At 44.6% G+C, this 24846-nt stretch carries 20 protein-coding genes and 2 riboswitches; of the genes, 10 read left to right on the top strand and 10 right to left on the bottom strand.

Annotated features, from left to right (window positions below):
- Positions 1-13 precede the first annotated feature (13 nt).
- From BT112_RS11765 to trmB, 3 genes are read right to left on the bottom strand one after another with little or no spacing between them, the layout of a single operon-like run.
- Positions 14-352, bottom strand: coding sequence for an MGMT family protein (locus BT112_RS11765; protein WP_072317582.1), 339 nt, complete (start codon positions 350-352; stop codon positions 14-16).
- A 23-nt stretch (positions 353-375) separates the two neighbouring features.
- Positions 376-1020, bottom strand: a complete 645-nt coding sequence (locus BT112_RS11760; RefSeq protein ID WP_072317581.1) for a LysE family transporter — start codon at positions 1018-1020, stop codon at positions 376-378.
- Positions 1021-1061: 41 nt separating this feature from the next.
- Complete coding sequence (gene trmB / locus BT112_RS11755) at positions 1062-1748, bottom strand: tRNA (guanosine(46)-N7)-methyltransferase TrmB (RefSeq protein ID WP_072317580.1); 687 nt, start codon at positions 1746-1748, stop codon at positions 1062-1064.
- Positions 1749-1818: 70 nt separating this feature from the next.
- On the opposite strand from trmB, the gene BT112_RS11750 reads away from it, so the two are divergent.
- Entirely contained in the window at positions 1819-2895 is a 1077-nt protein-coding gene (locus BT112_RS11750; protein WP_072317701.1) for a glycosyltransferase, read from the top strand.
- A 20-nt stretch (positions 2896-2915) separates the two neighbouring features.
- On the opposite strand, the gene BT112_RS11745 is transcribed toward BT112_RS11750, so the two are convergent.
- Positions 2916-3998 (bottom strand): sensor histidine kinase, encoded by a 1083-nt coding sequence (locus tag BT112_RS11745; protein WP_072317579.1) that lies wholly within the window; start codon positions 3996-3998, stop codon positions 2916-2918.
- A 246-nt stretch (positions 3999-4244) separates the two neighbouring features.
- Complete coding sequence (locus BT112_RS11740; protein WP_072317578.1) at positions 4245-4931, bottom strand: response regulator transcription factor; 687 nt, start codon at positions 4929-4931, stop codon at positions 4245-4247.
- A 241-nt stretch (positions 4932-5172) separates the two neighbouring features.
- Here BT112_RS11740 and BT112_RS11735 point away from each other — a divergent pair, with 241 nt between their 5' ends.
- From BT112_RS11735 to BT112_RS11720, 4 genes are all read left to right on the top strand, one after another.
- Positions 5173-6471, top strand: coding sequence for a hypothetical protein (locus BT112_RS11735; RefSeq protein WP_072317577.1), 1299 nt, complete (start codon positions 5173-5175; stop codon positions 6469-6471).
- A 103-nt stretch (positions 6472-6574) separates the two neighbouring features.
- Entirely contained in the window at positions 6575-9391 is a 2817-nt protein-coding gene (locus tag BT112_RS11730) for a TonB-dependent receptor (protein WP_072317576.1), read from the top strand.
- 221 nt (positions 9392-9612) lie between these two features.
- Positions 9613-10485, top strand: coding sequence for a CARDB domain-containing protein (locus BT112_RS11725; protein ID WP_072317575.1), 873 nt, complete (start codon positions 9613-9615; stop codon positions 10483-10485).
- 30 nt (positions 10486-10515) lie between these two features.
- A complete protein-coding gene (locus BT112_RS11720) occupies positions 10516-11043 on the top strand; it encodes a hypothetical protein (protein ID WP_139276152.1) in 528 nt (175 codons plus the stop codon).
- A gap of 135 nt (positions 11044-11178) precedes the next feature.
- Here the strand turns inward: BT112_RS11720 and BT112_RS11715 are convergent, their stop codons facing one another.
- From BT112_RS11715 to BT112_RS11700, 4 genes are all read right to left on the bottom strand, one after another.
- Positions 11179-11730, bottom strand: coding sequence for a DUF4252 domain-containing protein (locus tag BT112_RS11715; protein WP_072317573.1), 552 nt, complete (start codon positions 11728-11730; stop codon positions 11179-11181).
- Between the two features lie 78 nt (positions 11731-11808).
- The gene (locus BT112_RS11710; protein ID WP_394333356.1) at positions 11809-12432 is read right to left on the bottom strand and encodes a DUF4252 domain-containing protein; all 624 of its coding nucleotides are present in this window, start codon (positions 12430-12432) and stop codon (positions 11809-11811) included.
- Positions 12433-12616: 184 nt separating this feature from the next.
- On the bottom strand, positions 12617-13048 hold the full coding sequence (locus BT112_RS11705; RefSeq protein WP_072317572.1) for a hypothetical protein: 432 nt from the start codon (positions 13046-13048) through the stop codon (positions 12617-12619).
- Positions 13035-13544, bottom strand: coding sequence for an RNA polymerase sigma factor (locus BT112_RS11700; RefSeq protein WP_072317571.1), 510 nt, complete (start codon positions 13542-13544; stop codon positions 13035-13037). Before BT112_RS11700 ends, BT112_RS11705 begins: the two co-directional genes overlap by 14 nt.
- 323 nt (positions 13545-13867) lie before the next feature.
- Here BT112_RS11700 and BT112_RS11695 point away from each other — a divergent pair, with 323 nt between their 5' ends.
- A complete protein-coding gene (locus BT112_RS11695; protein WP_072317570.1) occupies positions 13868-15337 on the top strand; it encodes a S41 family peptidase in 1470 nt (489 codons plus the stop codon).
- Positions 15338-15440: 103 nt separating this feature from the next.
- Here the strand turns inward: BT112_RS11695 and BT112_RS11690 are convergent, their stop codons facing one another.
- Entirely contained in the window at positions 15441-17297 is a 1857-nt protein-coding gene (locus BT112_RS11690; protein ID WP_072317569.1) for a TonB-dependent receptor plug domain-containing protein, read from the bottom strand.
- A gap of 65 nt (positions 17298-17362) precedes the next feature.
- A riboswitch (cobalamin riboswitch) is annotated at positions 17363-17597 on the bottom strand.
- Between the two features lie 352 nt (positions 17598-17949).
- A riboswitch (cobalamin riboswitch) is annotated at positions 17950-18149 on the top strand.
- A gap of 176 nt (positions 18150-18325) precedes the next feature.
- Between BT112_RS11690 and metE the strand changes: the two genes are divergently transcribed.
- From metE to BT112_RS11670, 4 genes are all read left to right on the top strand, one after another.
- Positions 18326-20629, top strand: coding sequence for a 5-methyltetrahydropteroyltriglutamate--homocysteine S-methyltransferase (metE, locus tag BT112_RS11685; RefSeq protein ID WP_072317568.1), 2304 nt, complete (start codon positions 18326-18328; stop codon positions 20627-20629).
- Between the two features lie 242 nt (positions 20630-20871).
- A complete protein-coding gene (locus BT112_RS11680; protein ID WP_072317567.1) occupies positions 20872-22068 on the top strand; it encodes an aminotransferase class I/II-fold pyridoxal phosphate-dependent enzyme in 1197 nt (398 codons plus the stop codon).
- Positions 22069-22401: 333 nt separating this feature from the next.
- Positions 22402-23856, top strand: coding sequence for a Na+/H+ antiporter NhaC (gene nhaC / locus BT112_RS11675; protein WP_072317566.1), 1455 nt, complete (start codon positions 22402-22404; stop codon positions 23854-23856).
- Between the two features lie 259 nt (positions 23857-24115).
- Positions 24116-24754, top strand: a complete 639-nt coding sequence (locus BT112_RS11670; RefSeq protein WP_072317565.1) for a peroxiredoxin — start codon at positions 24116-24118, stop codon at positions 24752-24754.
- Positions 24755-24846 lie beyond the last annotated feature (92 nt).

The following is a 24846-nucleotide window of genomic DNA, read 5'->3' as shown; positions in this document are numbered from 1 at the left end:
CCTTTTTTCTCCGCTATTCCGTCGTATCCAACTCGTCCGACGGGTCCCAGAACAGGATGTCAAAATCTATGATCTGGTTATCTTCTACCTCCACGCCTTCGTTTTCCAGGAGTTGCTGCATCAGGTTAGTCCCTTCGAAGTGATGCTTGCCGGTAAGCACCCCTTTGCGGTTGACCACCCGGTGTGCCGGTACGTCCTCTCTTCCGTTACAGGCATTCATAGCCCAGCCGACCATCCGTGCAGAGCGTGCGGCTCCGAGATAACGGGCAATGGCTCCGTAGGACGTTACCCTGCCCGAAGGAATTTTCCGGGCTACGGCATATACTTTTTCAAAAAAGTTCTCTTCTTCCATCACTGCTTTTTCAGGCGGATATATCAGGCAACGGCCCTGCCGTAAAAGATACGGATCAGGGTGATAATGACCAGAACGAGCATCAATCCGCTCAATATATAATCGGAATACTTGGTAAACCTTCCGGTTTTGTTCTCGAGTTTATTGAAATACGCAACGTACATGTACAGGGTAGCAAATGTCCCCATCCCTGCGGCCATGATAAAAATAAGGATATCTGCAAGCTGAAACTTAATCCAGCCGGAAACATTCCATGCCGCATTGAGTCCGCAAAAATACGGTATGGGCAAAAGATTAACCGAGGAGAGCAGCACGCCTTTGAAAAAACTCTTTCTTTTGCTGACCACATACACGGTACGCATCTTTTTTTCTTTGCGCCGCTTACCGGTAACAAAAAAGTAGATAGCAAAAAAAGCAAACACGGCCACCGCCACCTTCAGTAAGAGGTCTATAATATGCGGGTTACGGTACAGGTATTTGGACGCAAGCACCCCTATATAAGCCTGTCCGATAACAATAAGGGAAGCGCCCAGAGAAAACAGCATACCATTTGTTTTGCCTTTCTGAGCACTGGTCTTTGCCGCTGTCATATTGACCAGTCCGGGTAACATCACCCCGAGGGCTGCTGCAGAAAATGTGGCGAAAAATAGAATCACTGAATGTGTCATCTCAGATCGGTCGGTTTTTTCGGGATATCTCCCGTACAAATTTATTCCGGCAGGTTATTGATGCGGAATTTAATATACGTTATCGGTTTCTGTTGCTCAAGATACTGCTTTTCGTAGAAAGTCTGAATAGCGGTAACTTCCTCCGGTGTATAATCGTTGCCATATACGTCGTGATGCGCATAGACCACTTCACATCCCGCCCCGTGCAGAAGTCCCAGAGTATACCCGTGCATAAACTCACTGTCCGTCTTCAGGTGTACAAAACCTCCTTCCCGGAGTACGGTTTTATACTTCCCCAGGAATTCCGCATTGGTAAGCCGGTGCTTTGTCCTCTTGTACTTGATCTGCGGATCGGGGAAGGTAATCCATATTTCGTCCACTTCTCCCCGGTCAAAAAACAGGTCGATAAGTTCTATCTGTGTGCGCAGAAAAGCTACATTGTCCAGACCTTCTTCGAGCGCTGTCTTGGCACCTCTCCAGAACCGGGCTCCTTTGATATCGACCCCGATAAAATTTTTACCGGGATACCTGCGTGCGAGATTTACCGAATATTCTCCTTTACCACATCCGAGTTCCAGGACGATCGGGTTTTCATTCTTAAAAAATCCGGATCGCCATGTTCCTTTTAACGGAAATCCCCCGGAGATCACATCATTGCGCTCCGGTTGTATAACATTGGAAAATGTTTCGTTCTCCCTGAATCGCTTTAGCTTGTTTTTGCTGCCCACAACAATAATTTAATTTTTTGGCAAAATTAAGGAAATATTTATCTGTTTGGGAAATCCTTATTTTGTAATCATGAACAACCGGATACTTGTTGCTCCTCTCAACTGGGGTTTGGGACATGCCACCAGGTGTATTCCCATTATACGGGCACTGCTAAAAAACGGTTTTTGCCCTGTCATCGCATCGGACGGCATTGCCCTGGAATTGCTCAGAAAAGAATTCCCGGAGCTGGAAAACCTTTACCTCCCTTCCTACCAGATAGAATATGCCAAAGAAGGCAAATTTTTTAAACTGAAAATGATCCGGGACTCGCCGAAAATGGTCAAAGCGATTGCAAAAGAGAAGAAACTGGTCAAAAAAATTATCAGGGAGCGGAATATCTCGGGGATTATTTCCGACAATCGTCTGGGCGTGTACCACAAACACGTCCCATCGGTCTTTATCACACATCAACTCAACGTCCTGACCGGGAGTACATCATGGCTCAGTTCTTCCGTTCACCGGAAATTTATACGCAAATTCGACCAGTGCTGGGTACCCGATGCGGAAGGCAAACCCAACCTCAGCGGAAAGCTCGGGCACCTGAAAAACAACAGCCTTCCCGTACGGTATATCGGTCCGCTGAGCCGGCTCGAAAAAAAAGAAACGGAATTGCGTTATGACCTGGCCATCATTCTATCCGGTCCGGAACCACAACGTACCCTGCTCGAAAACAAACTGATCCGGGAAATCACAGGGTTCCGGGGAAGCATTCTCTTTGTAAGGGGAGAGATCGAAGCTACACAGCATGTCGAAAAGAAAGATAATCTCACGGTTTATAATTTTATGAGATCGGACGAACTCGGGCATGCTCTCAACCAAAGTGCCATGGTGCTGTCCCGTTCGGGTTACACCACTATTATGGACCTGGCCAAACTGGGAAAAAAAGCTTTTTTTATCCCTACACCCGGGCAGTACGAACAGGAATACCTGGCCAGACGCCTGGACAAAAAAGGAATGGTGCCGCATGCCACACAAAAAAAATTCGGCATTCACATGCTGACGGATATCGAAAAATACAAAGGACTTCCGTATTGGTCTCCTCATGAAACAGATTTCACCAACCTTTTCGATATTTTTCTCTCGCCTACGGAAAACAAGGTACTTTAAGAGACTAACTACCGGAGATACTATTTTACTGCCCGGGGAGGCTCAACCTCCTTTTCCAGGGTAAAGGAAAATTCAGAACCTATACCGTAGACACTTTCCACATAGATCTTTTCGTTATGCGCCTCCATAATGTGCTTAACGATAGAGAGGCCAAGGCCCGAACCACCTTCCTTACGGCTTCCGCTTTTATCTACTCGGAAGAAGCGTTCGAACAACCTCGGGATGTATTGTTTTTCGATCCCCTCACCATTATCCGTAACCCTGACAATAACTTTATTTTTTATCAGGTTCTCAATACTTATTTCGGTAGTTCCGTCCGGTTTGCCATATTTGATAGAGTTGACCACGAGGTTGGTCACCACCTGCTGGATCCGCTCCTTATCGGCATAGACCATAACGGGTTCTTCATAGTTCATATCGAAAGTGAGGGTAATGTTCTTTTTCGCCGCTTTCATCTCCAGGAGATCAAAAGAATTTTCGACGACTTCAACGATGTTGAATGTACTGTAATCGAGATGCAGATCGCCCACTTCCAGTTTGGTAATCATATCCAGGTCGCGAACAATATAAATAAGCCGCTCCACGCCTTTGGCCGCTCTTTGCAGGTACTTTTTCCGGATTGCCTTGTCCTTGATCCCTCCGTCGAGCAGGGTGAGAATATACCCCTGTACCGTAAACAAAGGCGTTTTCAGCTCGTGTGAAACATTCCCGATAAATTCTTTACGATAGGTCTCCCGGACCTTTAAGGTTTCTATTTCCAGTTTTTTGCCCTGTGCAAACTTTTCAATTTCCCGGGTCAGGGTAGCCATGTCTGTGGTTATGGGTTGCTGATGAAAAGAAGTAGATTCGAGCAAAGACACATCGTCATAGATTTTTTTCACCCTTCGGTAAATAAACCGTTCTACACGGAACTGAATGATAAAAAAACAAAAGAAAAAATTGGTCACTGCAAAAATGAGCAACAACCGCCCGTAACTCCCTCCCCTCGCCCCGGAAAGCGCCGGGATATAGAGCAGAAGTGCAATAAACGCAGTAGAAACCAAGGTAATATACAGCGAAGAACGCAGGGCAAACTTATAAGATTTCTTTAACTTGGTCGGCATTTGTCAGGGTTGATCGTTTCTTCCGTACAAAGAAACGGAAAGTTTTGAAAATGAGCATATCCGTGCAGACAGGTGGCAGATACGGGACAAAGAAAGGATCCTCCGCTGTCTCCGGCATCTCCCCTGAAGGGGAGCGCTCATTGTTATATCTATTTTATTTTTACCCTGGTACAGGGTACACGATCGTTCCGTTTCCTAATGAAATGACCGGATGATGCTGTGGTCGAACAGGCTCTCAGCGGCAGTTTATAATACAAATTTATATCCGACGCCTTTCACGGTATTGAAGTGATCATCTCCTATTTTTTCACGGAGCTTACGGATATGAACGTCTATGGTCCGCCCGCCTACGATAACTTCGTTACCCCACACTTTATCCAGAATCTCTTCCCGTTTAAAGACTTTTCCGGGCCTGGAAGCCAGCAGCGATAACAGTTCGAATTCTTTACGGGGCAGTATGATCTCATTTCCTTTCTGTACGATCTTGTATTCATCCCTGTTGATGGTGATATCCCCTACCTTAACTACGGTTTCCTCGGGCTCCTGCTGATCTTTTAAACGCCGTAACAACGCCTTTACCTTGCTGACAAGAACTTTGGGTTTAACTGGCTTGGTGATATAATCGTCCGCTCCGGCATCAAAACCGGCTACCTGCGAATAATCCTCTCCCCTGGCCGTGAGAAAAGTAATGATCGTGCTGGACAATTCCGGGATCTTACGGAGTTGTTCACAAGCCTCAATACCATCCATTTCGGGCATCATCACATCCAGGATTACCAGGTGAGGGCGTTCTTTTTTGGCCTTGGCTATAGCTTCTATACCATTCCCTGCCGTAGACACGTTATACCCCTCCGAAGAAAGATTATAACCGACTATCTCCAGTATATCCGGTTCATCGTCTACCAATAAAATCCGGATGTCTCTTTTTTTCATCTGCGTGTTAATTTTCGTGGTGTTATTTCATGCCAAAAGTAAAGATAATATTAAAAAAGCAAAGCGGTTAACATTCTTTTAATCTCATAACATAAATGTAACATAGAGCTTACATATTTTTAATTTCCAAGTAACATCATCTTTACAAAGCCCTCCTTTCTTTGCCCCGGAACATGAAAACAGATAGTGTTCTGTAAAATAATTTCAGTAAACGCAAAGAAATTAATTAAACCTGATTAAAATGAAGAAAATCAATTTTTTACCAATTATTGTACTTGCAGCCATGTTTGCTGTTGCCTGTTCGGGTGACGATGACTCTTCATCACAACCTGCAACGTGTTCCGACGGTATTCAAAATGGAGACGAGACAGGAGTTGACTGCGGAGGATCTTGTGAGCCTTGTGAAGCAGGAAGTGAAGTAACAAAAAGTGGTATTCTGGAAGAAGACGAAACATGGACTGCCGACAAAATTTACTTTCTTGAAGGAAAAGTAGTTGTTGGTGAAGATGTAACACTAACTATTGAGCCTGGAACCATTATAAAGGGTAAGCCCGGCCAGGAATCTCTTGCTTCTGCATTGGTTGTGGATCAGGGAGGAAAATTGATGGCTGAAGGTACAGCAGATAACCCCATTATCTTTACTGCCGAATCAGACAATATTCAACCCGGTGAATTATATGGTACTAATCTCGACCAGAATGACGTAGGTCTTTGGGGAGGGGTTATCGTACTGGGAAAAGCTCCGATCTCAGCTCCCGGTGATAATGAAACAGCTCAGATAGAGGGTATTCCTGCATCTGAATCTTTTGGTCAGTACGGAGGTACCGATCCCGAAGATAATTCTGGAGTGATCAAATACATTTCTATTCGTCACGGGGGAATCACTATTGGTCAGGATAATGAAATTAACGGACTTACTCTCGGAGGAGTCGGACGTGGAACTACCATTGAAAACGTAGAAATAGTAGCCAACCAGGACGATGGTATCGAATGGTTCGGTGGTACTGTAAATGTAACCAATGCTTTGGTTTGGGCTCAGGGCGATGACGGTTTTGATACCGATCAGGGATGGTCCGGAACTATGGATAACGGCATTGTTATCATGAGTAGCATATCCGGAACCGCTCTCGAAATGGACGGACCTGAAGGAACTACAGGTGCTGACATGACGCATACCTTAAAAAACATCACCCTGATCGGCGCGGGGACCACCAGTGGCTATGCGGACCTGAGGGACGGTCTTCTGGTTAACCTGGAAAACGTATTGGCCTATGGTTTCGGAGCAGAAGCTACCGTGAAGATCAATGGAGCAGACTCCGCTACCGAACTTGCCAATGACAATATCACATTCCTGGACTGGCAAATCGTATTACCGGAAAATGTCAACTGGGAAAATATTTTTGCAGGTGATTTCGAGCCAGGTGATGACACCAAATTTTACAACAACGCTGAAGCTATTGACGCAGCTGACGCAACAAGTGGAGCAAATGCTTCTGTATTCGACTGGACCTATGCCGCTTCAATGGGAGTTGAGTTCTAATCACAGAATACAAAATCCTATATTTCAGTACAAAATGTCCAAGGGTATTCTTCCCTTGGGCATTTTGCTTAATTTAAAAAAAACTAAAATTACCATTTGACTGATGTTAAAGAAACTTTTTTCAGTTGTTGTTATCTCCGCCATAACCCAGTTTTTATCTGCCCAATCGGGTACGGTTACCGGAAAAATAATGGACGGTGAGTTTAATGACGTACTGCCCTTTGCCAATGTAGTGATAAAGGGCACCACTAACGGGACCACTTCCGATTTTGACGGGCTTTACTCCCTGGATGTCGAAGCCGGTACTCATACGGTTATCTTTTCGTTTATAGGTTATGAAACCAAAGCAATCACAGGAGTAAAGGTAACCTCCGGCGAAACCGTGGAACTAAACGTTACCCTCAACCAGTCTTCCACGGCTTTAGAAGAAGTAGTAGTCACCACCACTACCCGGAAAAACACCGAGGCTTCGGTACTCAGTATCCAAAAGAATTCCGTCACTTTGCTGGACGGACTATCTTCCGAAGGGATCAAAAAAACCGGGGCCGGTGACATTGCCTCGGCAGTAAAACGGGTTCCGGGAGTATCCGTACAAGAAGGGAAATACGTATACGTACGTGGCTTGGGAGATCGTTATACCAAATCTACCTTGAACGGTATGGATATCCCGGGTCTGGATCCGGACAAAAACACAGTACAAATGGATATTTTCCCCACCAATATCCTGGAAAATCTGATCGTACAAAAATCAGCTGCCGCCGAACTTCCGGCCGATTTTACGGGGGGAATGGTCAATATCGTAACCAAGGATTTCCCAACTTCGAAGCAGATGTCTCTTTCTGTATCGGGAGGTTTTAACCCGGACATGCACTTTAAAGATAATTTCCTGACCTATGACGGCGGAGGCACCGACTTTCTGGGGTTTGATGACGGTACCAGGAAACTGCCCGTTTCATCTACTGCCAACATTCCTCTTCCTCCATCCGACAACGGTACTCTGGAAGGGATTACACGCTCTTTTGATCCGCAAATGGCGGCACAACGGAAAAACTCCATGCCCAACTTCGGTCTGAGTTTTAGCTACGGAAATCAGTTTGATGTAGGTAATGATAACAAACTGGGGCTTATTGCCTCTATAGACTACAAAAACACCACTTCCTTCTATGAAAATTTTGACCAAGGGGTATACCAAAAGTGGAGTGAATCTGATAATTACGAAATGAGATACGATCGCAGGAGAGTTGGTGATTTAGGCATAAACAATGTGTTACTTTCCGGATTAGCAGGATTATCTTATAAGACAGAAAGATCTAAATATCGCTTTAATATCCTCCGTCTTCAAAATGGAGAAAACCAGGCCTCTATCTACAATCAAGACACACAAGTTTCCAATTCCATACAAGTAGTAAAAGATTACCTGGAATACACGGAACGCTCGGTGACCAGTCTGTTGTTTTCCGGTAAACACACCAATAAAGATGCCTCATTCACTACCGAATGGAATGTAGCCCCCACCCGGGCCAGTGTTCAGGACAAAGACGCCAGGCTAACTACCTTTATTATTAACAATGACGGAACTTACAGCATAAGTTCCGATGCCGGTTACCCTGTACGCCTCTGGAGAGATCTCGTTGAAAATAATATTGTAGGAAAACTGGATTTTACCAAAAACTTTTCCCTGTTCAACAGAAAATCACTTCTAAAATTCGGAGGCCTGTACAGCTATAAACAACGAGACTATAGTATTTACAGTTATGATATCGGATTTCGGGCAGTTAATACTGTTGATTTCAACGGAAATCCCAACGCTATCCTGGCCCCGGAGCATATATGGACTCCTCAAACTAACTCCGGATCATTCATAAGAGGAAATTTTCAACCTGCAAACACTTTTAATGCAAGTCAAAATACGGCAGCATTGTACATTTCCGGTGAATTTAAACCTCTTGAAAAGCTCAGGGCTGTTATCGGATTACGGGGAGAGTACTTTACACACTTCTTTACAGGACAAAATAATAATGGAACCAGAGAACTGGATGATGAAAAAGTTCTTGACAACCTGGACCTTTTTCCCTCAGCAAACCTTATTTACAGCCTAAATGATCATATGAATATCCGTAGTTCCTATTCCAGAACGATCGCCCGCCCGAGTTTTAAAGAAAAATCGCTGGTGGAAATCGCCGATCTACTCACCGGATTGGTTTTTATAGGTAATCTGGATCTCGAACCTACCGAAATTGACAATGTCGATCTCCGTTGGGAATTGTTCGGGGAAGATGCTCAGATGTTTGCTGTTAGCGGATTTTATAAGTATTTTAAAAACCCGATAGAAATTGTCGCCTACAACAATACGGCTCCTAACAATCTCACTCCTCGAAATTCGCCTTCCGCACAGGTTTTTGGTATAGAATTCGAAGCACGTAAACATTTCGGTTTTATTACTGAGGGCTTGAAAAAGCTATCCTTAAACCTGAATGTTTCCCTGATAGACTCTAAAATTGATATGGCCCCTCAGGAATATGAAGGCCGTAATAATTTTCGTAAGGAAGGTGAGACTATTGATGATACAAGGGAACTTCAGGGGCAATCCCCTTATTTGATCAATGCCGGATTAAATTATAAAAATGAAGAAATAGGGTTGGAAAGCGGGCTATTCTATAATGTTCAGGGCAAAACCCTGGAGGTAGTAGGTTCTGCCGGACTAAACCCCGACGTGTATACCATGCCCTTTAACAGCCTAAACTTTAATTTTTCCAAGATGTTTGGCAAAGATCAACGTTCTAAAATAAGTATCAAAGTAGATAACTTACTGGACGATGATAGAGAAAGCCAGTATGAGTCCTTCCGCGCCGAAAACCAGAACTTCTCGTTTCGTGCACCGAGAAGAGAATTTTCGATAGGTTACAGTTACCAGTTCTAACATTTTGGTATAATTTCTCAAGAGGGTATTCGAAAATTAATACAAAAATCTAAAAATAAAACACTTAACCCCTAACCAGGTACTTGCCCAAATAAAAAGAGGATGCCCAAAAAGTCGGGGTATCCTCTTTTTATTTTCATAACATAATAGTAAACTTACAAAAATATACATTATTCATTTTTATCCTAATTTGAGAATGTTGAATTCCCAAATCATTAATTATGAAAAAAAATGTTTACTTATTTATTTTTATTTTCTTTCTCATTTCAAAAGGGGTAGCTCAAACCAATTATAAATACCATGAATTTGCGGAATTAGGAGGTACTTTCCAGCAAGCTAAAAACAATTATTGTGATAATATCAGAGTCCAGTCTTATAAAATAAATGTCAATATTGACTCTCCTTTACCCATAGGTAATATATATCAGGTAGACCTGGGCTTTGGTAAAGGTTTAAAATATTATAAAGTTACTAAAGCTTTTGATTTCCCCACTAACGATTCGGATGAAGATGCCGTTAATGGTAATATTTTTTCTTTATCCTTTACCATTACCTGTCCAGGTCCGGATTCTGATGGAGACGGCGTTCCCGATAATCAGGACGAGTGCCCTAACCAACCCGGACCACCTTCCAATAACGGTTGTCCCGAGGACCAAGGAGAGCCGGATCTGGTGCTGGATAAAAACGGGACCATAATAACAAGTGAATGTTCCGGATGTTCTCCGTTTCTAAATAATCTCGGATCAGGCAGGCATATTCTATCCCGTAACGGCGGAAGTATTAATTTTCAACTTATTGTTATAACAAATGCGGGAGATGGAAATTCAGGTTCATCAAAAACAGGAATTTACCTTTCCGATGACACCGAATTAAGTAGCGATGATTTCAAATTCAAAAGCCTTTCCGTCAGTTCCATATCAGCGGGAAATTCAAAAGATACTTCTACGAATATTTTAGGAGCTGATTTCGATTATAATCAGGCATTCGGCAATTATTATTTACTCATCGTTCTCGATGATGAAAAATCAATATCCGAAAGCAATGAAAACAATAATACAACTGCAATACCTATAAGATATAGAGAAAACTTTTAATATCACAGAATTAATTAAACTTAACTGAAAATGAAAACAATAAACATTCGACATACCACAATTCTTATATTGAGTATGTTTTTTTTCATAGCCTGTTCCAATGATGACAACCACGTTACTGCCGGCCCTGTTATCAGTACAAATGGCGATGCGGTTTTATATAACTACCGGGAGTTACATTTCAAAGACAGCCTTACCCTGCAAATTATCCTGCCTTCTTCAACAGATGCGGATTCAGATGAGGAACAATTATATATATATACCGGTTTTTACAATTCCGAAGGAGATGACCAATGGTATCCCATCCCGGGGGTAAGAACAGACAAAGATTACCAAATATATAGAGAGCACCACAAAGACACTTTAAATCCTAATCTCGTAAATCTCAGTATTTATACAAAAAAAGTCACAAGCAGGGAGTTTTTCGGAAACACATTATCCTTTGATCAATTAAAAATTGTAGCTGTAAATTCGGAAGCCCTACGCGGGCTCACACCTGCCGATCTGGATCTTAAAGACTATCAGGCTGTGATGGTTTATTTCGGATTGGATCCATAACGATCAACTTTACGAAAACCGGAAAAGCCACAATCTGATGATTCAATTGTGGCTTTTCCGTATTATTATTCTTTTATATATTATCTTATACTCTCTCATTAGCATAAGATAACGAAACTTTCATACCTCCCCTTTTCAAGCTCCGATAAGTTTCTTCAGATCGCCCAGCTTCCCATCGTCGATATCCGATTTTTCGATAAGTTTTACAAATTCCATCATTTTATCCGGGTTCATACCGTCACCGAGGATCCGCACCAGGATAAACCCCCGATCGGGATCGGTACCGAAAAACACCACTTCATCTATGGCATTTTCATTTCCCAGGTATTTGAGTACGGCCCTTTTGTTTTTGTCGGACATCCGGAAGAGCTCTTCAAAATCACTACCGGAAAGGATCGTATTGATTTTGTTTTTTTCCGTTTCGAAAACTTCTTTGTTATCTTCTTTGACCGGAAAAGCGAGAACGTTGAGTTTTTTTACCGATTGATAAGCTTCTCTCTGGGCTTCGGTAAGGTCTGCCTTCGAAATATCGAGCATACTCGACGGGATATCCAGATTGATAAACCCCTCTTTTTCCGCACTGTCTACATAATAGCGCTGTAACGATTCTTTATTGGAACACGCGCCCAGGACAACGACGGAAAAAACGAGCAATACTCCCCTGTATATTTTTCTTGATATTCTCATTGATCTATGGTTTTTAGGTCCTTTTTTCTTGATAAGGAATGGGAAGACCCGGAAACCCGGTCTTCCCATCGGCCTGTTTTATTTGTTTTTATTACCGGCCTCGTCCAGTTCGGAGGGCAGGTTCATTTTTTTGGTGAGCATACTGATCTTGTTGAGATCTATATCACCGGTCAACGACAACAGCACCGTTTCTATCTTGGAGCCTCCCACTTCCACACCCTGCATGTCCGAGACGAACATGAGCAATTCGCTCACGTGATCTTCATCTTTACCCGGACGGATATAAAACCGTACATTCGATCCTTTGTCTTTTACACGCATCAATTCTTCGAGTGATGATTTCTTCACGTAATCATTCATCGTCGACTGCATTTCCCTGGCTATGGCTTTGTTTTCGGTAGAGAATACCTTGAGGTTTTTCAGGGATTTCACCATACTCATAAATTCACGCGCTTCCGGATCGTCAGCTTCAATTCTCGAAAACAGTTTAAACATATTCTGGTTCACTATGACGGCAGAAACATCGTCCATCACCTCAAAGCGATCGAATGCCGACTGGGATGATCCCAGTGCGGGTAATATCGCGAGAACCGCGAGGACAAGCCATTTTCCGGCAGTCATTGAAACCAAAGGTTTGTTGTTTCCGTATTTCTCCTGGCCTTTCGAACGGGAAAGCTCCAGGAATGTTCTCCACTTTTTCATTTTTTCTATTTGTTCTAAATCGTTATCTTTTTTCTTGTTACTTTTTTAACGCGTTGTGCATTATGCATAAAAATCGTTGTTTACGTCATGTTGAGCGTAGTCGAAACATCTCCTGCTGTCCGTAAAGATCCTTCCACAGGACTCCGGATGACGTCTTTCAAACTATAATACACAACGGGTTCTTTTATTTCTGATTCACCGGTAAAATCTTATTCCGGGTTTGTTCGAACTCGTTCAGGTATTCCATTTTATCGGCTCCCTTGTTCAGGTTCTCTCCTACCATATACAAAGCCTGCATCGTCTCGTGATAGGCCAGCAGGGCCTCTTCGTCTTTGGCAGAAGGCTTGTTGGAAAACCACAGCCCCAAAGCTATGGCTACCGTAGCGGCTACGGAGAGCCAGGTATAGCTGCGTTTCCTGCGCGGATGTATCCGGATATCTTTTTCTGAAGTTTCCTTTTTTGCTTCCGAGAAAAACCGGAACATCGGCTGGTATGCGGCCAGGTGTGGCGCTACCTCATGCTGTGAAAAATACGTTCTCAACGCTTTTTCTTCAGCGACCGTAGTCGTACCCTCAAAGTACTTGTCTACCAACTTTTCTATCCTATCCAACTCCATAATTATGTTTTTTTATCAGTTCTTCCCTCACCGTTTTTCGTGCTCTCGACAGGGCCACGCGTACAGCCGTAGGGTTCATATCCAGCATTTCGCTTATTTCCTCAAATTCGTACTGTTCCACATCCCGCAATTGCAATATGATCTTTTGCTGTTCCGGAAGGTGGTCCATAATTTTCTGCATCAGGGATACGCTGTCCCTGGCTTCCACTTCCCGTTGCAGGGAGGTATTTTCGTCTGTATAATTACTATGTACCAGCTTCAGGTTACCTGCCTGTTTGGAACGCAACCGGTCCAGACAATAGTTTTTGGTTGCCGTGACCGCAAAGGCTTCCACACTACGGTACCCTTCCATCTTGCCCTTATTGGTCCATAATTTCAGCAACACTTCCTGCGTGGCATCTTCCGCTTCCTCCGTCGATACGAGGAGTCGTTTGGCGAGCCGGAACAGTTTGTCCTTAAAAGGCATTACGGTTTGTAAAAATTCTGCCTGTTTCATTTTTCGTCGGTTAGCCTGATCCCCCTCCCGGAAGATCCATGCCTTTTGGTTATTTCGGTTTTACGTTCCGCTTCTTTTTTAAAGTACCTTACAGCGGTCTTTCAATAAGGAGACGAACCACCTTAAAAAATGTTACAAAAAATTTTCAATAGTCAATAATTCGATTAATTTTAACGTTTTATAAACACATACCCCTTACCTACGCATAGTGAACTGCTGAACGGAAACTGATTTGCAAATAACAAAAAACGCAATATTTAAATCCTAACAACACAAAAGACAATCCCCCCTTGCCTTTTGTCCTATGACTAAAACATAAATGTATGAAAAAGCTTTTTTACCTTTTTGTATCGGGTGTGCTATTATGGAGTTGCTCCGATAAAGACGATGATGCTTTTGTGCCTGATCCTTCCGAAGACCTCGAGATTCACGATTTTGTGTGGAAAGGTATGAACACCTGGTATTTCTGGCAGGAAGAAGTTAATGACCTCGGCGATGACCGTTTTGCTTCCAGCGAGGAATATGAAGATTTTCTGAATAATTATGCAACCCCGGAAGGATTATTCGATCATTTGATCTATGAAGACGGAACTGTTGACCGCTTCTCCTGGATCGTTGACGATTATGAGGTTTTGCTAAGTTCGTTCCGTGGAGAAAGTGACTCTTTCGGATTTGAGATAGGCGGATTGGTCCAGGTTAATGATGCCAATGACGTTATTCTTTATGTCGGTTATGTAGTTCCGGATTCTCCAGCCGATGACGCCGGGATGAGCAGAGGAGATATCGTCTATAAATTTGACAACGTAGCGCTGAATACTTCCAATTATCAGGTAGTTAATAATTTTTATTCCAACGAATCCATCAGGCTGGAATTTGCGACTGTCAGCAATGGTATTATTACGCCTACGGGAAAATCTTCTACTTTAAATCTTCGCTCCGTCCAGGAAAATCCCGTACACTTTTCGGAAGTACTAAACTACGGCGGAAGAAAAATAGGCTACCTGGTATATCATGCCTTCAGAAACACCTATAACAAAGAATTAAATGATGTTTTTGAGGATTTCAAAAATTCGGGTATAGAAGAATTAGTTCTGGATTTGAGGTATAACGGGGGAGGCTCCGTATCGACTTCTGCCTATCTGGCCAGCATGATTTACGGAGATGCCGCCGCGGAGAAAGAAGTATTCGCCACCCTCGCCTACAACAGTAAAAACCCAAGAGAAGGCGGATCATATCCCTTCTTTGACAAAGCAGATACTTATGACAAATCAACGGGAAAGAATAATGGAACTATAACTATAAACCGCTTAAATTCCCTGACCCGGGTTTACGTATTGACTTCGGGAGACACCGCTTCTGCCAGTGAAATGATCATCAATGGCTTAAAACCATTTATGGAAGTTATAGTCATCGGGGAAACCACGTACGGGAAAAATGTAGGTTCGCAAACTCTTTTCGATTCCTCTGATTTCGGTACACGCAATATCAACCCGAACCATAAATATGCCATGCAGCCTATTACCTTTAAAATATATAATAAGAACGGGGAAAGTGACTATACCCACGGCTTCGATCCTGACATACTGGTTGAAGAATATCATTCTTACGAAAATATACGGGCATTCGGGGACACGGAAGAATCGCTGCTTTCTGCTGCGTTAAATGATATATCAGGTTTCAGTGCGAGATCAATGGTTTCTCCTTCGGAAACAGATATCAAAGCACTAAAAGGATTAAAAGAACAAAGGTTTTCCAAGGAAATGTATATTGTACCGGGAGAAATACAACCGTAATCCTTTACCAACACACATGACTATAAACTAAACAGTCATGATAAAAAAAGGTCCCGAATTCTAATCTGAAATACGGGACCTTTTTGTCTGTAATTTTTTAGTACTAAAACATCAGGCTAAATCCGAGCCTTACATTTCTGCCCCGGGTCGTATATCCCACGAGTTCTACATAATCTTCATTAAAAATATTGCTCACATTGGCAAAAAGCTTCATTTTGTTATTCAGGATCGTATGGCTGATATAAGCATCGAAAACAGAAAAACTGTCCATCGCTATTCCACCGGCATCCAGTCTGTCATCCATATACTGGTAACTCACCGATACAAAAGTATCTGGACATACGTCAAACCCTGCAGTCGCATTGATTTTGTGTTTGGGGATTCGCAAGGTCACTTCGTCTTTTTTCTCGGTAAAGGTGTAGTTGGCATCCAGACGGATAAAGTCCACAGGTTTCAGGGATAACTCGGTCTCTACGCCATGCACGGTAAAATCGCCGGACACATTACGGTACTGGTACACGTAATTCTCCGGATCGATCAGCAGGTAATCGATACGGTTCTCTTCATTCCTGTTAAAGTACAATGCACTGAGCCGAAACATCTTCGATCCGAATTCCAGTCCTCCTTCCAGGGTACGGTCTTCTTCCGGGTCGAGGTCGGGATTGGCCCCGTAAAATCCGTACAGTTGCGAAAGGTTCGGCGCGATATACGAAGTACTGAAAGACCCCAGTGCTTTCAGGTAACGGTTTTCCTCCAGTTTAAATGTAAAAGAGGGGTTCAGGTTATAGGTAAAATGCGTCCCGTAATCGCTGTGGTTATTCAGTCTTGCCCCTGCATTCATGTTGAGTCCGAAACCGGAAACCCAGACGACATTGGCATACGGATCGGTAATGGAAAAATCTTTATCCCCGTCAAACCCGGCCTCATTACGGATGTAATTCAATCCTACGATGGTGTAAAACCTGTCGTTAAAGTTGTATTTGTTATACACATCCACAACGAGGCTATTGGCGTTGTATTCCGATGAATATTCGGCTATGGTTTCGCGTTCGATCTTATTATACGCTACACTGGCCCGGACACTTCCGTTTCCGTAGTCGAAACGGGGAGCAATCCCGGCCCGGTACTGCGTACTGATACTCTGGTCGTCCGTATCCGTAAAACTGAAATCTATCGGGGAGAACCCGTCTATATCCGCCTTGTACTTATCGTAATTACCGAAGACAGCTACCGAAAACCGTTCCGTGGCCTGGTATCCTATTTTCACATCGGTGTTAAACCTGGAAAAAGGATCGCGTTCCGTTCCGGAAGCCGCCGCCGAAAGTCCGTCCGTATATTGCTGTGCAAATCCTGCACGGTAAGTCACTTTCCCGGAAGTTCCGCTTACGCCCACACTATTCGAGAAATCGGCAGGATTATAATTCTTGTCATCCCGGGACTGGTTGGTTCCTATACTCGAACGGAAAGTAGCTGCAAGGGGTTTGTCCGATGCTTTTTTGGTGGTAATACTGATCACTGCCGTAGCGGCGGCATTTCCGTATAATGTACTGGCCGCCCCTTTAACGATCTCAATAGATTCGATCTGGCTGAGATCTACCAGTCGCAGGTCAAAATCATTGTTTATGGCCGAAGGGTCCGTAACCTGCACCCCATCTATCAGTACCAGGACCTGCCGGTTTGCCCCTCCCCGGATATAATACCCCAGGTTTTGTCCCGCATTGCTACGGCTTCCTCCTATTTCTATACCGCTTTTGGTATTGATAACCTCGGCCAGGCTTTTGCCCTGGTTCTTATCGAGTTCTTCCGAAGTGATCTTGATCACCGTTTTTCCCGAATTTTCACGTTTGAGTTCAAAACGTGAATCGGTAACGACTACCTCGTCCAGTTCCTGTACCTGCTGGGCATAGCCCAGCGTACATAATAGTGCCATGGCACCAAAAGAAAGTGTTCTTTTGTTCATTGTTTTTTGTAATACATGGGAAAAAGTATGGCCGTGCATACGCAAACTTTTATCCCGAAAGTTTGACATCGATTCGCGTTCTGGCAGGTCTCCTGGCTTACGTCCTGTTGCAGGCCTTCCCATTCCATGTACTCCCGTCATTATCGGGGGCGGAACAGTGGCAACGCAGTAATTACAACAGGCATCCCTACAGACTCCTCAAACGGAGCGGGACTAAGTTTACAGTTGCGGGTACAGCCCGGGTTTTACACCCGGTTCCCTTTTCATCGGCAAAGCCGAACCAGATTTCGCCGCGAATATACAAAGATTCCCCTTTACACAGCCTATTTACATACAAACTCCACCAGTCCGGGGCTTCGGTATATTCCGGCGCAGCCGGAACACTCAGCCGCCTCTATGTTGTCTGATACCGGGGATTAAAGCTATATAGTACTCATCAACTCAATAACCAAATAACTTATTCCTCCCTAACCAACTACGAACTAAAAAACTACCAACTATTTCAAAACAATCAGCCGCCTGTGTGCCCTCTCCAATCTCAAACTCGAAACTCCCCTCATAGCTTTCTGTTTTCCATTTATGATTTAAGGATATAAAACAGGCATTTACATCATTGTTACGGGGATATTAGCTACCTTTATGGTGTTCATACATACTATTTCCCATTATAAGTGAAGTTGTACCCGTACTTCGGGGCTGCTTCTTAAAAAGGAACCGTGTGAAAATCACGGGCTGACGCGCAACTGTAAGTAACTTAAAGTTGCTGCCGCATCACAATCCATTGTCCGGAAGGATGAGAAGGATGGCAGTAATGTTACAAGCCAGGAGACTTGCTTATAATGTAGAGACGTATGCTTTCGCGATTTTGAAGCAGTAGTCGGGATATTTTAGCGGGGTATAGTCACAGAGTGACATCTGCTGCCGTTATATGGGTATATCCGCTCTTCTACGATTCTTCTAAGGCATACGGAAAAATGGTTGGTAAGGAACATTAATGTATTTGATGTTTAACTTAATGCTATTTTAAAATGCAAAAAAACAATTTGGGCTACCCTCGTATCGGCGCCCGGCGTGAACTGAAAAGGGCATGCGAACAGTACTGGTCTGGAAAGATCGGCAGGGAGGAACTCCTCTCGGTTGCCGAAGGACTTCGCAAACAAAATCTGAGAGTACAGCAGGAAGCAGGGATCGACCTCATTCCATGCAATGATTTTAGTTTTTACGACCAGGTCCTGGACATGTCCCTGGCCCTCGGAGCAATCCCGAAACGTTATACGCCCGTCCTTACCCAAAACAACGCAAATATCGAACTCGACCTGTATTTTGCCATGGCAAGGGGGTATCAGAAAGACGGACTGGACATTACGGCTATGGAAATGACCAAGTGGTTCGATACCAATTATCATTACATCGTCCCCGAGTTTCACAACGGTCAGACCTTTACATGGTTTTCTTCCAAGATAACCGAAGAATTCACCGAAGCCCGTAAAGTACTGAACCAATCCCCAAAGCCAGTAATTATCGGTCCGGTCTCCTACCTGTTGTCAGGAAAAGAAAAAGAAGCCGGATTTCACCGTATAGAACTCCTGAAAAACCTGCTCCCGGTCTACATAGAAATTCTGAACAAACTCCGGGAAGAGGGTGCGGAATGGATACAGCTGGACGAACCCTTTTTGTCGCTCGATCTTACCGAACAGGAAAAAAATGCCTACAAAGAAGCCTATGCTGCGATTTCAAAGGCCTGCAAGGGTGTAAACATCATGGTAGCCACATATTTCGAGGCCCTCGGAGACAATACCGCCCTGGCAACCTCACTTCCTGTACAAGCCCTGCATATAGACCTCGTACGTGCACAGGAACAACTGGATGAAGTACTCCATGCCGCTCCGGAATCCCTCTCCCTGTCTCTCGGTGTTGTAGACGGACGTAATATCTGGAAAAACGATTACGAAAAATCGCTTCGCCTTATAAAGAAGGCCATAGCCGTATTGGGTGAAGAAAGAGTATTTATCGCGCCTTCGTCTTCCTTGTTGCACACCCCCTACGACCTGGATGCAGAAACCGATCTCGATCCGGAAGTCAGGAACTGGCTGGCTTTTGCAAAACAAAAACTGAACGAGATCTCCGATCTGTACGACATTCTGAACGGTCACAGCGAACTGCTCGACAAAAACAAACAGGCCCTGGAGAGCAGACGGACATCTACCCGTATCCACAAACCCGGAGTTAAAGACCGTGTAGCAGCGATTACGGAGAAAGGTGCTACCAGAAATTCACCGTTCCAAATCCGGCAAAGGCTACAGGAAGAACGTTTCGCACTGCCCCTCTACCCTACGACCACCATCGGTTCGTTTCCCCAGACCCCGGATATCCGTAAACTCCGCGCTTTACTCAAAAAAGGAGAGCTGACGCCAACCGAATACGAGCAAAAGATCGAAGCGGCTACCATAGAAGCCATCCGTATACAGGAACGTATCGGGCTGGATGTCCTGGTTCACGGCGAATTCGAACGCAATGATATGGTCGAATATTTCGGCGAATTACTGGACGGGTTCGTATTTACCAAAAACGGGTGGGTACAGAGCTACGGAAGCCGTTGTGTAAAACCTCCCATCATTTTCGGAGACATCAGCAGACCGGAAGATATGACTGTACGATGGAGCAGGTTTGCCCAGGAGCATACGAACAAGATCGTAAAAGGGATGCTCACCGGACCGGTAACCATCCTTCAGTGGTCTTTTGTACGGGACGATCAGCCGCGTAAAAGCACGACGTTCCAGATCGCCCTGGCGATACGCGACGAGGTTGTCGCCCTGGAAAAGGCAGGTATTTCTATGATACAAATCGATGAACCGGCCATCCGGGAAGGTTTACCGCTTCGGAAAAAGGACTGGCCGGCCTACCTCGACTGGGCGATCACCGCATTCCGCCTCTCTGCAAGTGGCGTTCTGGACGAAACCCAGATACATACCCACATGTGTTATAGCGAATTCAATGACATCATAGCGCATATTGCGGCGATGGATGCGGATGTGATCACCATAGAAACCTCCAGGTCACAAATGGAACTCCTCGAAGCTTTCTCGGATTTTAAGTATCCCAATGAAATAGGCCCGGGAGTCTATGATATACATTCACCCCGGGTACCATCCGTAGAAGAGATGGTAGCATTACTGGAAAAAGCAGCTAAACTGCTCCCCGCCCGAAACCTTTGGGTAAACCCCGATTGCGGACTCAAGACCCGCAAGTGGGAAGAAACAGAAGCTGCGCTCGGCAATATGGTAAAAGCCGCTGCTAAGATCAGGAAAAACGCAAACCAACCGGTATCCTGATCCTGTAAATAACACACGATGTAAAGGCCGTTGATTCCTCCCGGAACCAACGGCCTTTGCTTTCTTCACTGCCCCATAAACCATAAATGATTTACAATATCCACACTTCAACCCTGTTTTAAATGAATTATTTTCATAATACACATCAAAAACACCTTTTAAATTATCAATACACAAAAAATAAGCTTGTAAGAATCTCAGGATTTGGTTAGATTGCAGCACCAATTATAAAATCTGTTCTTATGGCATTCGATCCGGCAAACAACATCCAGGACCTGCAATATTTCGGGGAGTTCGGCGGGGTAAACCCTTCGGTTTCCGATTCTTCCACCTATACTTTTTTATCGGCCAAGACCATGTTCGATACCTTCGAAGGTAATACGGAGGGTTGTTACCTCTATTCGAGGCATTCCTCTCCTTCCAACCTCTATCTCGGTGAAGCTCTCGCCGCTATGGAAGGAACGGAGACCGCCAATGTCACTGCGAGCGGTATGGGGGCTATTACGGCGGTTATTCTGCAATACTGCGATGCCGGAAGCCATATCGTATCGGGAAGGACCGTATACGGGGGCACCTATGCCTTCATGAAGAATTTTCTGCCGCGACTGGACATCAGTACGTCCTTCGTAGATATGACGGCCACCGAAAAAGTAGAAGCGGCCATCACGGAAAAAACAAAAATGTTGTATTGTGAGGTCGTCAGTAATCCTTTGCTGGAGATTGCCGATATGCAATCGCTGTCCGCCATTGCCAAAAAACACGGTATTCCGCTGGTGGTAGACAATACCTTCTCTCCGCTGACCATTGCACCCGCCCGGCACGGAGCCGATGTGGTTATTCACAGTCTGACCAAATTCATCAACGGTAGCAGTGACTGTGTCGGAGGTGTGGTATGCGGCAGTAAGGAATTCTGCCTGTCACTCAAAGACGTAAACGATGGAGCGGGAATGCTTCTGGGAAGCACCATGGACAGCCTCCGGGCCGCATCCATACTCAAAAACCTGCGTACGCTGCACATCCGTATCAAAAAGCACAGTGAAAATGCACTTTTTCTGGCAGAAAGATTCCGGGAAGACGGCCGCAAAGTGGTCTATCCCGGACTGGAATCGCACCGCGGACATCAAACGCTGAAAAAACAGATGAACCCGGAATACGGTTATGGCGGTATGATGACACTCGATGTCGGCTCCCTCGACAAGGCCAACGCCCTCATGGAACGTATGCAAAACGAAAATCTCGGGTACCTGGCCGTAAGTCTCGGCTTTTACAAAACACTGTTCAGTGCGCCCGGCACATCCACTTCTTCCGAAATCTCCCGGGAAGAACAGGAAGAAATGGGACTGACAGACGGGCTCATCCGCTTTTCTATCGGCCTGGACAATGATATCGAACGTACATACGATACGATGAAAGCCTGCATGCAAAAGCTCGGGATATAAGTTTTTGACCATAAGACATGATCCTGCCGGGGCCGGATGGTACACAACCTGCCCCGGTCCGAAAAAGAGGTATGCCGCCATACTGCCAACTCCATGTAAACCTTAGGGCTGCACAGCCAGAAAGCATGTGCGTGTAACGCAGATATTTAATCGCGAATCCCCGCCAGTCCCGATAAATACTCTTGTGTCTTCTGTTACAGAACAACGCTTCGTTGCATTCCGGTGTGCCCTGTGCATATAAAATTTGTAAACGTTTGCGCAAAATCGTATTATTACAACGTCTAAAAAACCGGTATTCCGGAAGGAAAAAATATCCGGAACAACTTAAATTCTATGGAAGAAAACAGGGTCATTGAAAACAGGGAATTATCGATTTGGGAAGCACTTATTCCCGTATTTGCGCTTATAGGAATGCTGGCCTATAATGTCCTCTTTGTTTATAAGGATGATGCCCTGTCCGGATCCAACCAGTTTATTCTTCTCATAGGGGCAGCCGTAGCTGCCATCGTAGGTTTCTTCAATAAGGTTTCTTACGAGACCATGATGGAAGAGGTGGCACAAAACGTAAAATCGACTACCGGGGCCATTCTCATATTACTTATGGTAGGAGCACTTTCCGGAACATGGCTCATCAGTGGTATTATCCCTTCTATGATCTATTACGGCCTGCAGATTCTCAACCCGACGATCTTTCTCGCGGCCTGTGTTATTATATGTGCTATCATTTCCGTAGCAACCGGTAGTAGCTGGACTACCTCTGCCACTGTCGGGATTGCTCTCATAGGTATCGGTGATGCCCTCGGGATCTCTCTGGGTATGACGGCAGGAGCCGTACTTTCGGGCGCCTATTTCGGCGATAAGATGTCCCCCCTCAGCGATACGACCAATCTTGCCCCGGCTATGGCAGGGACCGACCTGTTCACACATATCCGTTATATGTCACTCACTACCGTACCGACCATTACCGTGACACTGATCGTATTTATCATACTCGGTTTTACCATCGACACCACAGGAAAACCCGATACCGAAGGAATTCTCGCCGCTATAGACCAATCGTTTTACATATCGCCCTGGTTATTTGTCGTACCGGCATTGGTGATCCTGATGATCGTACGAAAAACCCAGCCACTTATAGCACTCCTTACCGGAACGCTCCTGGGTGGTGTTTTTGCCATTATTTTTCAGCCCGATATCGTTTCGGGCATCGCCGGGGAAACCAGCCTTACCTTCCATTCGGCATACCGCGGCGTCATGGACGCCATAACCATCGACACCATGGTGGAGACTACCAACCCTGCACTGAACGATCTGTTTTCGGCCGGAGGAATGTCCGGAATGCTCGGTACGATATGGCTCATTATATGTGCCATGGTTTTTGGCGGGGTCATGGAAGCCATTGGGGCTCTGGCACGGATCACCGATAGCCTGCTCAGATTGTTTCACACGACATTCGGACTCTTTGCCAGTACCGTAGCCAGTTGCCTTGCACTTAATGCCACAGCTTCCGATCAGTACCTCGCTATCGTGGTTCCGGGAAAAATGTTTGCCAAAGCTTACAGAGACAAAGGCCTTGCCCCCGAAAATCTGAGCAGAAGCCTCGAAGATTCCGGTACGGTAACCTCCGTACTTATCCCATGGAATACCTGCGGAGCTTATCACAGCAGCGTATTAGGGGTTTCTCCCGCAGCCTATGCCGGCTATGCCGTATTCAACTATCTCAGTCCGTTTATGACCCTGCTTTTTGCCGCATTCCGCATCAAGATCAAACAACTGGCCGAAAAATAGATGATAAATACAAAAAAACAGTATGGTCAGAAGCTAACTACCATTAAAATTAATATCCCATGAATATCAACTTAAAGTTGATATTCCTACATTTTAAATATGGTATTTTTACCAACTTCCCAAAAAAAACACTGCTTTATTACAGTCATTAAGAACCTCTATTAAACTATAAAATATTATAATCCATCTCGATGTGTGAGGTCCGGATACTATACTATTTTTGTATCAGAAAATTATTAATTCAATAAAAATAACAACTATGGCATTAGTAGGTAAAAAGTTTCCTAACATAGCAGTAGACGCTATGAACGACATGGGCGATACATTTAAAGTGAATGTATTGGAAGAAGCGACAAAAAACAACAAGAAAGTGATCCTGTTCTGGTATCCGAAAGACTTTACTTTCGTTTGTCCTACGGAATTACATGCTTTTCAGGCCGCTTTACCGGAGTTCGAGAAGCGAAACACCATTGTTATCGGTGCTTCGTGTGACACTGCCGAAGTTCACTTTGCCTGGTTGAACACCGCCAAAGATAACGGTGGTATCGAGGGCGTTACTTACCCGCTTCTCGCAGACAGCAACAGAAACCTGGCCAACATGCTGCGTATTCTCGACATTCAATCGGAGTCCTATAACGAAGAGACCGATTCTATTGTCTACGAAGGCGATAACGTAACGTACAGGGCTACTTTCCTGATCGACGAAGAAGGTACGGTATTCCACGAGAGTGTTAACCACATGCCTGTAGGACGTAACGTCAGCGAATTCCTTAGACTGATCGATGCTTATGCACACGTTCAGACACACGGAGAAGTTTGTCCTGCTAACTGGGAAAACGGGAAAGAAGCTATGTCTGCCAACAGACAAGGTGTTGCCGAATACCTGAGTGCCAACTAATATATAGGAACTCGCGTTTCTGTTTTTTTGGTGTTTGGTTCCCGACTTTGTTTACCGATCGTATTCACAAACAAAGTCGGGATACTTCTGCC

It is taken from the genome of Sinomicrobium oceani (assembly GCF_900119185.1).
Taxonomy (GTDB): domain Bacteria; phylum Bacteroidota; class Bacteroidia; order Flavobacteriales; family Flavobacteriaceae; genus Sinomicrobium; species Sinomicrobium oceani.
Note: the sequence above shows the minus strand (reverse complement) of the source record. Positions and strands in the feature narration are given on the sequence as shown.